This is a genomic window from Candidatus Kryptonium thompsonii, assembly GCF_001535985.1.
Lineage (GTDB): Bacteria > Bacteroidota > Ignavibacteria > Kryptoniales > Kryptoniaceae > Kryptonium > Kryptonium thompsonii.
The window spans coordinates 1-15,681 of the sequence record NZ_CZVS01000048.1 but is presented as its reverse complement, the minus strand read 5'-3'; the positions used below and the strand labels follow the sequence as shown (position 1 = coordinate 15,681).

The following is a 15,681-nucleotide window of genomic DNA, read 5'->3' as shown; positions in this document are numbered from 1 at the left end:
CCAATTCAACTGCATCAAGCGCTGTTCCACCTTCTGACAAAACCTTAAATCCCATTTCGTTCGCCGCTATCCCCTGTCTCCATGTTGAGATCAAAACTGGACGACTCACTTGCTTAGACGACTTTGCAAATGCAACTTCTGAAGGCCAGAGTGGTTTGAATTTTTTAGCAATTATTGCCCCAACCCCAGCAAGTAAAGAATTTCTCAAAAATTCTCTTCTTCCGATCATTGAACTTTTGCATTTGTTTTTAAATATCGCTGTTAAAAATTTAAAACACTTAATTTCAAAAGGCAAGTGTTTTAAACAAAATTAAACCTCGTCAAGCAAAATAAACTCCAAAGCGGAATTCTTGTTAACCTCAACATCCTTTGTCTTCTTTTTATAAAAACTTTTCATCTCAAACTCGCAAATTTTATAAATTGGGCAAACACCACATAGCGGATCTCTTGCCTTGCAAATTGCTCTTCCAAACTTTATCAAACCAGTGTGAAGATGATAAGAAAGTTTATCAGGTATAAGTTTACCAACAGCGAAAAAGGTTTCCTCCGGCGTTTTTGTTTTAACTATGCCAACTCTATTTAAAATTCTATGAATGTGAGTATCCACAGGAAAAACCTCTTTATCAAAGCCAAACAAAAGCACGCATCCGGCGGTTTTTAACCCAACGCCTTTAAAAGAAGTTAAAAACTTTATCCCATCCTCGACCGACAAATCTTTAAGGAAAGATAAATCAAAACCCCCATGCTTTTTCTTCAGCTCGATTAATAAATTTTTTATCCTCTTCGCCTTCTGACGCGCAAGCCCCCCAACTTTTATCGCTCTCTCAATTTCCCTTAGATCCGCTTAGCCAAAGATTCAAAATCTGGGAACTTGTCCTTTAAATTTTTAAATGCCTTGTGACTGTTTAAATCGTTTGTGTTTTGCGACAAAATCGTTGCAATTAAAATATCAAGTGGGTCTGATTTTTCCCTCCTCTTGATCTCAAAAAGTTTACTAAGCGCATCGGATATCTTGCGAAGTTTATTTCTTAACTTTGCCTCATCCTTAACCATCCCAGCTATTGACCTTTATTTCCGAGAAATTAAGATAGATCCCCCTTCCATGTCTGTCGTAAATTCTTATAACCTTCGGTAGCGTTATTTCACCGACTTTGACATACCTTGAATATCTCACTTCAAAAAATTTATCTCCCCCCTTGGAAAGAGTACAACTTTCAAGTTCAAGGTCTGAATTAAAATTTAAAGTAATTTCCTCATCGCCCCTTCTCTCATAAATTGAAAAGCCGTAATCAGCAAGATTATACATTTCAGCGTTGCTAACCCTTGGCGATGCAATCAAAATGTCAACAATTTCATCAAATTTAAGATTAAACTCAAAATATCTTCGCAAATATTCACTTACTCTACCCGACAAAGTGCGATCATTAAACCTATCGACAAGTTCAAAACTATCTCCATAAATTTTAACTTCACCCAAATTTATTCCAAATACTGTCTCAAACTTCAACATCAATGTGTCTGGTCTTTTTAGATTTACCCTTAAACTTGCCGAGCTTGAAAACTCAGGCGAGTCAATTGTTATGCTCCCCTTTGCAGTTATTAACTTAACATATCTATCACGGAAGTTGAGTTTACCAAGGGCTGTTTCAAAGTTTAAATCTGTTAACACCTTCTTTGATGGAGCGCATGAGATTAATAGGATAGCAATTGTGATAAGGCTTAGAACTTTATATTTGACCACGCTTTATCTTTTCCTTTAGTTTCTCGTTCGATGGATTTTTCTCAAAGGCTTTCTTCCAGAATTCCAAAGCTTTTTCTTTATCTCCAAGCTTAAAATAAACATCCCCCAAATGCTCAACAACCACAGGGCTTCCACCTTTTTCGACTGCTTTTGAAATATATTCCCTTGCTTTTTCATAATTCCCAAGTTTAAAATAAACCCAACCAATAGTATCAAGATAAGATGGATTATCAGGTTCCTGTTCAATTGCTTTTTTTGCCATTTCAAGTGCAAGTTCTAACCTTTCCCCACGCTCGGCAAGCGTGTAGCTGTAATTGTTCAAAAGAAGATGATTATTGGGACTGATTTTTAAACCAAGTTCATGGAGTGAGTCAGATTTTGCTGCCTCACCGATGGCATCGTAAACAAGAGCGAGTGTACTTATTACATCAATATTTTGTGGTTCAATCGAAAGAGCTTTTTCAAGTGGCTGAACTGCTTCCTTGTTTTGATCAAATCTATGATAACCCAGACCAAGCAAAAAGTTTAAAAAGAAGTCGTCTGGGAAATTTTTAAGTCCATCTTTCATCCATTTGATAAGCTCCTCAAAATTCCCGATTTCATAAAGAGCAACCCCAATCCCACGCCACGCTTCAACGATTTTAGGATTAATTTTTACAACATTCGCAAACTCCTTAAATGCCCCTTCATTATTCTTATCTTCAGATGCAATAACACCCAGCAACCAATGCACTTTCCATTCATTGGGATACCTTGCCGACAAATCATTTAAGGATTTTTTCACCTTTGGTATTAAACTTGTATCATTACTTGACCTTCTAAGCAATGTCTCCACAGCTTGCAGTTTTATGTCAACCCCAATAGAGTCATCTGATAAAATTTCATCAAAAACTTTAATGGCGTTACTTTTTTCTCCCAATTGAAGCAAAACCCCCATGTGGGTTACTCTCGCTTGTGCATCTGAAGGTTTTATTTCAATAAGCTCAGAAAGGATTGATTTTGCCTTTTGAAACTCACCTGCATTTATGTATGTTTCAGCGGTTAACTTTCTAAGCTCATAATTTGACGGATCAATTTCTATCATCATTTCAAGTGCATGGGCGGACTCAGCAAACCTACCAAGTTGAAAAGAAAGTTCAGCGATCCTTTGCAAGGCGTTCCATTCGGGACCATAGTTTTCAACGATCTTTCTATAAAGTTCAAGGGAACGCAAAGGTTTACTGCTTTCATAAAGTTGAGCCAGACTGAACAACGCCCCATAGTTTAAAGAATCAAGCCGAAGTATAGCCTCCAACTCATCTATAGCTTTTTGCGTCTCAAATGTCCCTATGTAAATGTCAACCAAAGTTTCGCGATAAGCTATATTTGATGGATCAAGTCTAACGGCTTCTTGAGCCATTTGAACAGCCAGTGAATGTTTCCCAATTTTATGGTATGATTTTGCAATGGCATTATAAATCCCAGGGCTTTTATCATACCGAAGAGCATCTTGATATTCAAGTATTGCGCTTGCGTAGTCACCTTTGAGTTCGTAAACTTGCCCCGCGATGAAATGCTCAATAGCCTTGTCCTGATTAAAATCTTGTTTATATGTTAACTTTTGAACTTCAGATGAGCTTGGCTCCGTCGAAGTTGAAACCGTTTTTTTGCTTGAGGCACAACCAACCAGAATTAAAGCTATAAAAATTAAGACGTAGAAATTACAGCATCGCGTCGTCATAAAAATCTCACTTTGCTAATTTTTAAGTAAAATTAAACCCCTCTTTCCAATTTTCCAAACAGATCACCGAATGTTTATTTTTTTAACCCGAACCAAAACTTCATCCCCATAACTTGCTTTAAAAAACTCTCTAGCATTCCCATTTCTTATCCCAATCTCAATTAATCCACTGCTGTCAACTAAAGCAACAACTTCCGAAATCCCGACATCAGAATATGTTCTTGAAATTTTACTTATTGTAGTCCCCTTAAACTTAACCTCACCATTGATCTCACCCGATGCCCTCAAATTCGTTATCAAATTTCCAAATCTGTCAATATAAATAACCTTGCCCTTATAACTACCCTCACCCTGAATTTCAATGAACATTTTCTCTGGCTTTTTAATGTTAAATTCACTTCCAAGTTCACTTATATCAACCCCGCGTGAGATATATGCAGAAACTGGTGCAAAGATATCCCTGCCATGAAAAGTTGAACTAACTTTCTCAAGAAAATAATTTTTATTTTCAACATAAACTGCTTTTAAAACTCCAACCTCACTCAAAACAAAATCAAGGAGCCCATTATCTGGGGCGATAAAAATATATTCCCTCGTTTCAACAGCGATAATTTTTCTCTCACTTCCAACCCCAGGATCAACAACACAGACAAAAATTGTCTTCGGTGGAAAGTATTTGTAGGCATTCCATAGAACAAATCCTGCCTCGTGAACATTTTGAGGTGAGATATCGTGGCTGATGTCAACAATCTCAACATTTGGATTTATTCGTAGAATAACGCCCTTCATTGTTCCAACAAACCAGTCTCTATTTCCAAAATCAGTCAAAAGTGCTATGATCATCATTTTCTTAGTAATTTGTTTTTGATTTAACTTATTGCGATGGCAGAAATCAATAATTAAAAATAAAAAAGGGGAGCAAAGAAGCAAATCCTTGCTCCCCTTTGAATCAGCTAGTGAAATTTTTAAAATGTATACCTAATTCCAATCTGCGCTTGCCATCTCGATGCAAGGTCAAGTGGAAGCTCGCGAATTGGAGTTCCAGTCCACTGGAATCTTGGCTTACCTGTTGTTGGGTCAAGGCTGTGGAACCTGAGCAAGAAGGCTCTTTGGAAAGTAACTCCCTTTACAATTCCCCAATCCTTATTCAAAAGATTAAGCAAATTCAAAACATCAAATGTTATCTCAAGCTTTTGCCCTCTAAGTGACGGTATCTCAAGCGTAAGCCTTGCGTCAACCTGATGTGACCATGGACCACGAGCGCCCATCCTTTCAGCAAATTTACCACGATTCCTGCTCAAATAAGGATCACTTTCTATAAATGCATTCAGTTGATCGTAAGCTGGGTTATTATAAGGCAAGTTATTGCCACCCGCATCAACAAGAATTACGTCATTTCTATCCTTCGGTATATAAACAAGGTCATTTTCCGTTTGTCCATCTCCATTAACATCACCGTTATAGACCCACGAATATGGTTGACCTGAAAGACCATTATAGAACAATCCAAGTGTTGCGGATATACCTCTGAAAATTTCATATCTGTAGGTAATTATGCCAAGGATTCTATGCCTGTAATCAAAGGAAGAGTATGAAAGCGTTGGATTGTTAGGATCAATAGCATGATTAAATCTCCACTGCGAAAATGCCTGAGATGATGTTCCACTGTTCATATCTTTCGATACGCCATAAGTGTAAGCAAATTTAGCATAAATTCCATCTGGCGCAACAGGCCTTTCAAGTTGGAATGTGATATTGTAAGTATATCCTTGATTTGTATTCGTCAACAGGATAACATTTGTGAAAGTCGAATTATATTTTTGCACAGTCCATCTTCTCGTTGCATAATTCCATGTTCCATAAATTGGCCTTCCATCGGCAAGATAACCCTGTGGTATAAGGTTAATATCTTGATAAAGGATGTCGTTTACGACTTTTGAATATTGAGCCTCAATTGTTCCAATAAAGCCAAATGCAAGAGTTTTATCAACGCCAAAACTTGCCCTCCAAAGTTGAGGGAGCTTATATGTTGGCGCTGTAACATTTATCTCTGTCGTTTGTATAGGTGTTCCTCCTCTCGGCGGATTATATGGGTCAGGAACAAAATCTGGAACTGAAGCACCAGTCAAGAATAATCTTCCAAATTCCATTCCAGTGTTTGAATATTGATTAGAAATCCAAACATATGGAACACGACCAGTAAACAATCCAACGCCACCACGAACTTGCAATGTCTTATCACCAAGCACATCCCAATTTATACCCAACCTTGGACCCCACATAAATTGTGCCTTCGGAACCTTATCAGTTGAGATATCGTAACCAAGCGGTTTGAATGTTGAATCAACCTTAGGATTATATGATGGCTTATCCGGGAATGTCGGAACATCAAGCCTAAGTCCATAAGTTAATCTCAAGCCTGGTTTAACTGTCCACTCATCTTGAACATAAATTCCATATTGAATTGCTTTCCATTCAGCTCTTGGAGCTGGGTTGCCTGGTATATTTGAATAGCTCAGCTCATATTGAGCAGCTTTTCTTCCAGCAAGAAAATCAGCAAGCGAGTTCCAATGGTATGCACCAAAGAAATCGCGAATGAAGAGGTTGCTAAATGAGAATATCTCGTTATGAGTTCCAACCGTGATAGCATGACTGCCAACAAAGAATGTTAAGTTATTCGTAATTTCGATGACCCTTTGCTTCAAATCATTAGCCATTCTGAATTTCTCTGAACCAGCAGCAAGATTATATGTTCTACCCTGTGCATCGTAGGTCCTTACACTTACATATGGGAACGGTTGCCCATAGTATAAAGGTGCATCATGAATGATGGTATAACCAAGGATCAATTCGTTTGCAATGTTATTCCCAAATAAACTTCTCAATTGAAGGACTGTGGAGTTAGTCGTATTTTGAGTTTTATACCTTGTGTTCTCTGCATATATCGTAGCAACTGATGGTGCAGGAATTCCAGATGTCGCTGGTGCATTATCGTCAAAAGCATCAAGATAGCTGTGTCTCAACGATAGACGATGATTTTGGCTGATGTTAAAATCTAACTTAACGAAGAGTTTGTTACTTTGTCTTTGAAACTTAAGAGCATCAAATGAACCTGTTTCATAACCATAAGCATTTTTCAAACGCTCGCGGAACAATCTAACACTATCTGGGGAAACAGTAAAGATGTTCGTTCCAACAGTTGGCGCTCCGAAAACTCGGTTCAAAGGAGAATTATAACGGGTAATCTCACCGTTGATGAAGAAGAATAAACGATTTCTTAAGATAGGTCCACCAACTCTAAAACCAGTTTGATAATCTGTAAAGTTAGGATAAGGTCTTCTCAACGAATCAGGGCTCTTTCCAATGAATTTTTGATTTCTCCCATAATAGAAAAGCGCCCCTGAAAATCTGTTAGTTCCACTTCTTGTGATGACATTTACGCCACCGCCTGTAAATCCGCTCTGACGAACATCATAAGGAGCGATTACAATTTGAAACTCTTCAATTGCTTCAAGGCTTATCGGCGTGACATTTGACTGTCCTGCTGGTGTTCCTGTGGCGCCCAAGCCGAATAAATCATTGTAGTTCGCACCATCAATTTGAATGTTGTTGTAACGGTTGTTCCTACCGGCTGCGCTGTTCCCAACAAAATATGGTGAAATTTTGTAATAATCCTGGAAACTTCTTGAAATCGTCGGAAGCACATCAATTTGCTGTCTCAAAACGTTTGTTGCGGGTCCAGTCCTTGCAGCATTTATAACACCAGCCCTCTCACCCACAACCTCAACTTCTCCAAGTTGAACTGGCTGTTCAGTAAGGCGGAAATTAAGTTCAAGATTCTGACCCAAGGCAAGCATTACATTTTCTCTCCTCTGCTGAGCATAACCAACATACGAAACAGTGATTGTGTAGGGTCCCCCGACTCTTAATCCAACAAGATTATAGTGCCCATCAATTCTTGAAATTGTTCCATAAACCGTTCCACTTGGTTCATGGACAGCGATGACATTAGCCCCAGGGAGAGGCTCACCTGTTTGAGTTGTTACAACACCACTTATGCTTGCGGTTGTGATGCCCTGCCCCCAGAGAATGGAAGGGATTAAGATAAATAAAGCTAATAACATCAAATGCCTCATGGGAAGCACCTGTTTTGTTTTAATTGCTGTGTTCAATGGAAATTTAAGCAACCAAATTTAAATTTCAAATAAGGAAATGTTAAAATTTCGTTAAACTTTTCACCTCAAACCAAACATAGCAACCGAAATTTGAGCAAAATTAACAATCGGGGTGAAATAAACACCAAATAGCAAAGTCGGTATCACAAGTATTAGCATAACAACGATGTGAGCTGGTGAAAAATTAATAGGCTCTTTTCCGGACTCTGGATCCCCAAGAAACATATTTCTTACAACCCGAATATAGTAGTAAAGCGAGACAACACTATTCAAAACTCCAACCACAGCAAGCCATATGACCTTTGCATTAATCAGCGCTGAGAAAAGATAAAGCTTTCCAATAAATCCAAATGTTGGCGGTATCCCCGTCAACGAGACAAGAAAAATTGTGAACACAATGCTAAGAAATGGTGCACGATACCCAAGCCCCTTGTAAACCTCGATGTCCTCACTTCCAGTTTTTTCAGCGACAAGCATAACGCAGTAAAAGGCGCCCAAATTCATAAAAAGATAAGCAAGAAAATAAATTAACATCGCAGAGATACCAAGATTTTGCATTACAACGACACCCATCAATATGTATCCAGCATGTGCGATACTTGAATAAGCAAGCATCCTCTTTAAGTTATTTTGCCATATCGCAATTATATTTCCAACCGTCATCGTTAAAGCGGATAAAACAGCAACTATCTCAGTCAATGGTAAACCTTGAATTACTGCCCATGCGCCTTCAATCCCAAGCGTTATTGTTCTATCAATAAAGCTAGCCTTTAAAAACCTGACCAACATTGCAAATCCAGCCGCTTTGGAGCTAACAGACAAGAAGGCCGTTACAGTTATCGGCGCACCCTCGTACACATCTGGAGTCCAATAGTGAAATGGCACAGCCGAAATTTTATATCCAAAACCAGCAAGTATCAATACCAAAGAGATCATCAAAACAATTGGACTATAACCGCTTGATAAAAACGAAGCATTTATCGCATATATATTTAATTCACCTGTTAACCCGTAAACAAGCGAGATTCCATAGATCATCAAACCAGATGATAAAGCTCCATAAATTACATACTTCATTGAAGCCTCACTCGAACGCTCGGATTCCTTGATATAGCCAGCAAGTATGTAAGAGCTTATGCTTACAAGTTCAAGCGAAAGATACATCATTATCAAATTGACAGAGCCAGCCATCAAAAATGCACCAAGCGTCAAACTTAAGATAAAAAAGTAATACTCCCCTATCCTCCTCCTTGCAGATGTCTCCCTAAGTTCATACGATTGTAAAGAAAATATCACAATGACAAAAGCAGAGAGCAAAAACACAAATTTGAAAAATGTTGAATAAGGATCAACGACAAACATTCCCCTGAAGATCTGATAACTTCCACCATATTGCTTAATTGTAAAGAACAAAGTCACAACTAGCCCAGCAAGCGAGACAAAAGCACCAATGTTTTTAAATCTTCTTCCAAATATCAAATCAAGCAAGATGACAAGTGACAATGTCACAGTAAGTGAAACTTCAGGTAAGAAATTTTTCAATGATTGCGTTAATTCTATAATAAACCTTTCTTCCATTTTTTTATCTCACCAGATTTTTTATTTTTCAAGGTAAAATTCCCAATTGCATCCCTGCTTGACCCATCTCAGAAACAAATTTAACAAGATGATTAACCGATGTATTCATCAAATTGATCAAAGGACTCGGATAGACACCAAGGAAGATAACAATAATTGCAAGTGGTACAAGCGTCACAAGTTCACGAGCATTGATATCAGGCAGGTTTTTCCATCTCTCAGGTAGCTGGCCAAAGAAAAGTCGTTGAGTCGTCCAAAGAATATATCCCGCAGTTATTATCACACCTGTTGCAGAAAAGATCGCAATCCATTTATAAGTTTGAAAAGCACCAAGGAATACAAACGCCTCACTTATAAACCCACTTAATCCAGGGAGTCCAAGCGCAGCAAAGAAAGCAATTATGACAATTCCAAAATATTTGGGCATTTGATTTGCAAGCCCACCAAATTCATATAACCCACGTGTATGCGCCCTATCATAAAGAACCCCAACTATAAGGAACAACATCGCTGTTATCGTCCCATGGTTAAACATCTGCATAATTGCGCCCGTAACGCCTTGCGTGTTTAAAGCTGCCATACCAAGAACAACATAACCCATATGGCTTATACTTGAATATGCGATAAGTTTTTTGAAATCTTCCTGCGCCATCGCCGCAAGCGCACCATAAACTATATTGATAAATCCAAGAATAGCCATCGGAAGCGCATACTTTATCATTCCATCTGGAAAGATTGGAAAACTTATCCTCAACATTCCATAAGTTCCCATCTTTAATAATACTCCAGCAAGTATGACACTTATTGGGGTAGGTGCTTCTACGTGCGCATCAGGAAGCCATGTATGGAAAGGAACTATTGGAACTTTTATTGCAAACCCAATGAACAATGCAATATAAGCAATATATCTCCATGTTGTATGTAAACCTGAAAAGATTGAACCAGGCTCATAGTTCTTTGGATCCATCATTGCAAGCATATTAAATGTATGAACCTTCTCACCTGTCACAGGGTCAATTATACTTGTGCTGAAATACAAACCAATCATAACAAGGAGCATCAAAACACTACCCAGCAAAGTGTAAATAAAGAATTTTATCGCCGCATATTCCCTTCTCGGTCCGCCCCAAATTCCAATCAGAAAATACATCGGCAAAAGCATAACTTCCCAAAAGATATAAAACAAGAAGAAATCAAGTGCAACAAATACTCCCATCATTCCTGTATCGAGCAAAAGATAGAGTGCATAATATCCCTTGGTCTTGGGCAATTCCCAAGATGCTATGGCACCGATAAAAGAAATTAAAGCAGTCAAAACTACCATCGGCATGCTCAAACCATCAACACCAAGGAAGTAATCAATTACGATCCTACCAAACCATGCAACCCCAGAAACATCAATCCAACGATATTTCTCAACAAATTGAAATCCCTCAAGTGTATTAACACCAGCAAGATCATATCGATAATTCAAAAGCAAAACTGCAGCAAGTATGACTTGAAGTCCAGTCGCTACAACTGAAATCCATTTTATCCAAGTTTCTCGGCCCTTTGGGACAAGCAAAACAAATATCATAGCTACAATCGGCAGGAAAACAATCCAAGTCAAAATTCCGATGCCAAGTATTTGCATTTATGCTTCCTTACTTTATTTTTTGTTTTTAAACTTGTTAATTTATCATCCAAGGAAAATGTAAAACAAAACTATCACTGCAAAAACGACATAAATTATGTATGTCTGAACCTTTCCATTCTGCAATAGCCTTGTGATATAACCAAAGAAACCAGTTATATAAGCAAGCAAATTAACAAGCCCGTCAATTATATTCCAATCGAATTTGCCAACTGAAAAAGACCATAACTTTGTCAAATGAGCTGAACCATCAACGATACCATCGATGACCTTGATATCAAACCATCGAGCAAATTTGGAAATCCCAAGCGTCGCTAAAACAAAAGTATTCTGATAAAGTTCATCAAAATACCACTTGTTCTTCAAGAATGTATAAACTGGCTTTAAAGCATTCGCAACTTTTTCAGCGCTTATCTTACCCCATTGATAAGTTAAAAACGCAAATAAAATACCAAGCCCTGCCATCCCAAGCGATAGCAACATCGCAGGGATATGTGCCTCATGAAGCGCATGCTCATATTCAGTAACTAAAACACCCTCCTTGGGCAGATTAAACTCAAATTGCTGTTCATGTGGAACAACGCTTTCAGGTTTATGAATATATTTTTCAACCCAAGTTGCGCTCGCATCAAACGGATTTGGTCCAAAGATAAACCAAAGCGACAAAACAGCAAGTATAATAAGTGGAACAACCATAACTTTCGGCGACTCATGTATATGCTCAAAAATATCCTTTCTCTTTGGCTCGCCATGAAATGTCAATATCAAAAGCCTAAACATGTAAAAAGCAGTTAAACCAGCCACGAAAAATCCAATTAAAGGTATCGCCGTATGACCGCTTAATTTCCCAAATGCAAAAGCACCAGCGAGAATTGAATCTTTACTCAAGAATCCAGATGTAAGCGGAATGCCTGATATTGCAAGTGTGTAGATTAAAAACGTGTAATAAGTTATCGGCATTTTTTTCTTCAGTCCGCCCATGTTCCGTATATCCTGCGGGTCTGTATGATGGTCATGAATTTTGTGTAAAGCATGATGCATAGCATGTATCACAGAACCAGAACCAAGGAATAAGCCAGCTTTAAACGCAGCATGCGTCACAAGGTGGAAAAATCCTGCAACATAAGCTCCACTTCCGAGCGCCATCGTCATATATCCAAGCTGTGAAATCGTTGAATAAGCCAGAACCCTTTTTATATCCGTTTGAGTTATGGCGATTGTTGCAGCGATAAATGCCGTCACAGCCCCGATATATGCGATGAATGTCAAAGCATCTGCACTCATCATCGCATAAGTTCTCGCAGTGAGATAAACACCAGCTGCGACCATCGTTGCTGCATGAATTAAAGCGCTGACTGGGGTTGGACCCTCCATCGCATCTGGCAACCACACATGAAGTGGAAATTGAGCCGACTTACCAATTGCACCGCAAAAAACCAAAATCCCAGCAGCAGTGAGTAATCCCCCAGACAGTTTTCCCTGCTCAATCCCAGCGAAAACCTCACCAAAGTTAAAGGTCTTCAAACTTGCCCATATTATCATTATCCCAACGAAGAAACCAAAATCTCCAACTCTATTTACAATGAAAGCCTTCTTAGCAGCATCGGAAGCTGATTTTTTCTCATACCAATGACCTATCAAAAGATATGATGATACACCAACAAGTTCCCAAAAAACATACATCGTGAAAAAGTTATTCGTCAAAACAATTCCAAGCATTGAAAATGTGAAAAAGCCAAGATAAGCAAAATAGCGTGAATACCGCACATCATCTTTCATATAACCGATCGAGAAAATATGAACGAGAGAACTTACAACAGTCACAACGACAAGCATCGTGGCTGAAAGGTTGTCAATTAAAATCCCAAGCGTTATCTTCATCTCACCCCAATTTTCAACAAATCCAAAATTCACCCATTCAAATTTCCATTCAATCGGATTTGGGAAGTAAAGTATTTTATTGAAGAAAATTATAAACGAAAGAACAAGCGAACCAAGGACAAGCCCAGTTTCAATCACATCACCTTGTCTCGGCAGTCGCTTTCTCCCCCAGAAGATCAAAAGAACAAATCCCAAAAATGGCAAAAGCAGAGCAAGAATAGCAAGCAAAATCAGCGTATTTTGATTCATGCTATCTCAATTTTGTTTTATTTTTAAACTCAAACTTTGGCAGTTCAATCATGCCTTTGAAATTCATCGCTTTAAATTGTCAATCTCGTCGATGTTGATGGTAAGAAAGTTTTTATAGATGTTTAAAACAATAGCGATAGCAATTGCTGCTTCGGCAGCAGCGAGAATTATAACAAAAATTGCAGCAAGGTGACCGCTTAAATCCGCAGTGCTATATTTTGAAAAGGCGATGAAATTTATATTCGCAGAATTTAAAATAAGTTCAATCCCCATCAAAACCATGATAGCATTTTTTCTCGTAACCACAGCGTAAATCCCAAGTGAGAAAAGAATTGCCCCAATGATCAAAAAATGCTCAAGCCCAACACTTTTAAGTCCAGATAGATTTACCAGCATCTATAGATCCACTTTTATTTTTTAACTTTTAACCCTTTCTCTTCTTGCAATTATAACAGCGCCAAGCAAAGCAACAAGCAAAACAACAGATGCAACCTCAAACGGCAGAAGAAAATCAGTCATCAATCTCTCGCCTATTTTTTTCGTCGTTCCATCCCATTGGACATTCAAAATATCAAACCATTTCGTTTTCAAAATTACCCCAAAAAGTGTCCCCATGATCGCACCTGTTACCACGATTGCAGGACCAACATGCAAAGTTTCAGTTTTTACAGGCACATCAAAAACCTTCGTTGTAAGCATAACACCAAAAATTATCAAAACAAGAATTCCACCGACATAAATCAAAACTTGCGTCACCGCAATAAAATCAGCATTAAGCAAAACATATAACCCTGCGACACCAAAAAATGTAAAAAGAAGTGCAAATGCAGAATAGATGATGTTCCTTGAACTCACAACAACTATCGCTGAACCAACGGTTATAAACGCAAGAACATAAAATGCAACATCAAATAAACTCATTTTATCCAATCTTTTGTTTTTTTAAGATTTTTTCTCAATGTTTTCGGGATTGTTAACTGTAACTTGCTCCGCTGGCTTTGCCTTTTTCATCTTTTGCTCAAGCTCAAACTGCTCAACTTCTTTCTTTTTCAGCTCAGCCTCCTCAGGAGTGAAGTTGCTGAAGTGATAAATCAAGTTATGTCTATTGTATTCTGAAAATTCATAAACATCCGTCATATAGATACATTCCGTCGGACAAGGATAAACACACAAGCCACAATAACAACACTTGCTTATATCGATGTCAAACTTCGTGACCCACAACCTCTTCTTATGTCCCGTTGATGTAACCCCGAGATCCTCATTTGGTAACGCCTTAACTGTTTCAATAGTTATGCAATCAACAGGACACGCCATCTCGCACTGCCTGCATCCAATGCAATCATCTATGTTAACATAAAGACGATTCCTTGCTCTATCTGGAAGTTTTAATTTAACATCGGGATATTGAATCGTCACAGCTCTTACAAAGAGATGTTTAAAAGTAAGCTTCAAACCAATAAGAATCGTCCAAATAGCCACAAATATATTTTTAAAGTATTGTCTCATTTTAAAGCAAGTTTTATTTTAAAATTGCCCACAAGCCGACCACCATCAAATTTACAAATGAAATCGGAGTTAACACTTTCCATGAAACATACATCAATTGGTCAACCCTTAACCTTGGCAATGTCCATCTCAACATTATTTGCAAAAACACGAAAAATAAACCTTTCGAAACGAACCAGAAAACTCCCCATCCTGGACCTGCCAAAAACTCGCCAAACGGGCTACTCCATCCACCGAAAAACAAAATCGCCGCAATCCCTGAAACAAGAAACATGTTTGCATACTCAGCAAGGTAAAACATAGCGAACTTCATTCCTGTATACTCGGTATGATAACCCGCAACGAGCTCTGATTCAGCTTCGGGGATGTCAAATGGCGTTCTATTAACTTCGGCAAGTGATGCAGTAAAATATATTAAGAAAGTTATCAACATGAACGGTGGATATTTAAAAATGTTCCAACTAAATAATCCTCCCTTCTGGATTTCACATATCTCCTGCAAATTCAATGTCCCAACAGCAACAATGACGGTCAAAATTGATAAAACAGTAGGGATCTCATAGCTTACAATCTGAGCCACGGATCGCATCGCACCAAGCAATGAATACTTATTATTTGATGACCAACCCGCCATCAAAATTCCTATCACAACAAACGAAGTTATAGCAACGATGTAGAAAATTCCAATATTTAAATTCGCTGCAATAAAAGTTGAAGTAAACGGGAGCGCAGCATACGCAGCATACGAACTTGCGAACACAAGTATTGGGGCTAATGTAAAAAGAATTTTATCAGACCTTTCGGGTGTTATATGTTCCTTAGTTAAAAGTTTCAAGAGATCCGCTATCGGTTGTGCCCAACCATGAAAACCACCCGTATACATATACCCAAGTCTATCTTGAACATGCGAAGCAACTTTTATCTCAACCCATAAAATTACAACCGCATAAACCAGTATGAACAGAAGTGGGATAACAGAAGCAATTAACACATTCAAAATTTCAGGCATTTCAAAAGCAAAATTTGTTTTTGAATTTTACCTATCAACCTCACCTAAAACTATATCAACACTTCCAAGTATAGCCACAAGATCTGCAATCATATAACCTCTTGAAATCTCCGGTAAAACGGATAAATTGACAAAGCTTGGAAGTGTTGATATAGTTTTAGGTGAGGTTGATAGGTAAAATTCAAA

At 38.2% G+C, this 15,681-nt stretch carries 14 protein-coding genes and 1 pseudogene; all 15 read right to left on the bottom strand.

Annotation, left to right across the window (positions count from 1 at the left end):
* Positions 1-229 (bottom strand): annotated as a pseudogene (locus AWW78_RS07485) (glycosylasparaginase); the annotation flags it as partial.
* Between the two features lie 81 nt (positions 230-310).
* Positions 311-817, bottom strand: coding sequence for an endonuclease III domain-containing protein (locus AWW78_RS07480; RefSeq protein WP_320410031.1), 507 nt, complete (start codon positions 815-817; stop codon positions 311-313).
* Between the two features lie 17 nt (positions 818-834).
* Positions 835-1,053, bottom strand: coding sequence for a hypothetical protein (locus AWW78_RS07475; protein ID WP_075426192.1), 219 nt, complete (start codon positions 1,051-1,053; stop codon positions 835-837).
* Entirely contained in the window at positions 1,046-1,741 is a 696-nt protein-coding gene (gene lolB1 / locus AWW78_RS07470) for a lipoprotein insertase outer membrane protein LolB1 (protein ID WP_047134753.1), read from the bottom strand. The genes AWW78_RS07475 and lolB1 overlap by 8 nt, the downstream gene beginning before the upstream one ends.
* Positions 1,728-3,461 carry a tetratricopeptide repeat protein gene (locus AWW78_RS07465; RefSeq protein WP_047134752.1) on the bottom strand — a complete coding sequence of 578 codons (1,734 nt, stop codon included), beginning with the start codon at positions 3,459-3,461 and terminating at the stop codon, positions 1,728-1,730. Before AWW78_RS07465 ends, lolB1 begins: the two co-directional genes overlap by 14 nt.
* 63 nt (positions 3,462-3,524) lie before the next feature.
* Positions 3,525-4,307, bottom strand: a complete 783-nt coding sequence (locus AWW78_RS07460; RefSeq protein ID WP_047134751.1) for an SAM hydrolase/SAM-dependent halogenase family protein — start codon at positions 4,305-4,307, stop codon at positions 3,525-3,527.
* 119 nt (positions 4,308-4,426) lie between these two features.
* Positions 4,427-7,585 carry a TonB-dependent receptor gene (locus AWW78_RS07455; protein WP_159420971.1) on the bottom strand — a complete coding sequence of 1,053 codons (3,159 nt, stop codon included), beginning with the start codon at positions 7,583-7,585 and terminating at the stop codon, positions 4,427-4,429.
* A 111-nt stretch (positions 7,586-7,696) separates the two neighbouring features.
* Positions 7,697-9,214, bottom strand: a complete 1,518-nt coding sequence (locus AWW78_RS07450; protein ID WP_047134749.1) for an NADH-quinone oxidoreductase subunit N — start codon at positions 9,212-9,214, stop codon at positions 7,697-7,699.
* Between the two features lie 28 nt (positions 9,215-9,242).
* The gene (locus AWW78_RS07445) at positions 9,243-10,847 is read right to left on the bottom strand and encodes a complex I subunit 4 family protein (protein ID WP_234697393.1); all 1,605 of its coding nucleotides are present in this window, start codon (positions 10,845-10,847) and stop codon (positions 9,243-9,245) included.
* A gap of 45 nt (positions 10,848-10,892) precedes the next feature.
* Positions 10,893-12,977: an NADH-quinone oxidoreductase subunit L gene (nuoL, locus tag AWW78_RS07440; protein ID WP_047134748.1), complete on the bottom strand. Its 2,085-nt coding sequence runs from the start codon at positions 12,975-12,977 to the stop codon at positions 10,893-10,895.
* A gap of 63 nt (positions 12,978-13,040) precedes the next feature.
* Positions 13,041-13,373 carry an NADH-quinone oxidoreductase subunit NuoK gene (gene nuoK, locus AWW78_RS07435; RefSeq protein WP_047134747.1) on the bottom strand — a complete coding sequence of 111 codons (333 nt, stop codon included), beginning with the start codon at positions 13,371-13,373 and terminating at the stop codon, positions 13,041-13,043.
* A gap of 21 nt (positions 13,374-13,394) precedes the next feature.
* Positions 13,395-13,898 (bottom strand): NADH-quinone oxidoreductase subunit J family protein, encoded by a 504-nt coding sequence (locus tag AWW78_RS07430; RefSeq protein ID WP_047134746.1) that lies wholly within the window; start codon positions 13,896-13,898, stop codon positions 13,395-13,397.
* A gap of 21 nt (positions 13,899-13,919) precedes the next feature.
* Positions 13,920-14,486: a NuoI/complex I 23 kDa subunit family protein gene (locus AWW78_RS07425; protein ID WP_047134745.1), complete on the bottom strand. Its 567-nt coding sequence runs from the start codon at positions 14,484-14,486 to the stop codon at positions 13,920-13,922.
* A 13-nt stretch (positions 14,487-14,499) separates the two neighbouring features.
* Positions 14,500-15,495, bottom strand: coding sequence for an NADH-quinone oxidoreductase subunit NuoH (gene nuoH / locus AWW78_RS07420; RefSeq protein WP_047134744.1), 996 nt, complete (start codon positions 15,493-15,495; stop codon positions 14,500-14,502).
* Between the two features lie 27 nt (positions 15,496-15,522).
* Positions 15,523-15,681: NADH-quinone oxidoreductase subunit D-related protein (locus AWW78_RS07415; RefSeq protein WP_474116126.1), on the bottom strand; the 159-nt coding region annotated here is incomplete at its 5' end.

Coding starts and splice junctions, on each gene's coding strand:
- AWW78_RS07430 (WP_047134746.1), bottom strand. CDS start 13,898: ATGAGTTTATTTGATGTTGCATTTTATGTTCTTGCGTTTATAACCGTT.
- nuoL (WP_047134748.1), bottom strand. CDS start 12,977: ATGAATCAAAATACGCTGATTTTGCTTGCTATTCTTGCTCTGCTTTTG.
- nuoH (WP_047134744.1), bottom strand. CDS start 15,495: ATGCCTGAAATTTTGAATGTGTTAATTGCTTCTGTTATCCCACTTCTG.
- AWW78_RS07460 (WP_047134751.1), bottom strand. CDS start 4,307: ATGATGATCATAGCACTTTTGACTGATTTTGGAAATAGAGACTGGTTT.
- nuoK (WP_047134747.1), bottom strand. CDS start 13,373: ATGCTGGTAAATCTATCTGGACTTAAAAGTGTTGGGCTTGAGCATTTT.
- AWW78_RS07475 (WP_075426192.1), bottom strand. CDS start 1,053: ATGGTTAAGGATGAGGCAAAGTTAAGAAATAAACTTCGCAAGATATCC.
- AWW78_RS07450 (WP_047134749.1), bottom strand. CDS start 9,214: ATGGAAGAAAGGTTTATTATAGAATTAACGCAATCATTGAAAAATTTC.
- AWW78_RS07455 (WP_159420971.1), bottom strand. CDS start 7,585: ATGTTATTAGCTTTATTTATCTTAATCCCTTCCATTCTCTGGGGGCAG.
- AWW78_RS07465 (WP_047134752.1), bottom strand. CDS start 3,461: ATGACGACGCGATGCTGTAATTTCTACGTCTTAATTTTTATAGCTTTA.
- AWW78_RS07425 (WP_047134745.1), bottom strand. CDS start 14,486: ATGAGACAATACTTTAAAAATATATTTGTGGCTATTTGGACGATTCTT.
- AWW78_RS07445 (WP_234697393.1), bottom strand. CDS start 10,847: ATGCAAATACTTGGCATCGGAATTTTGACTTGGATTGTTTTCCTGCCG.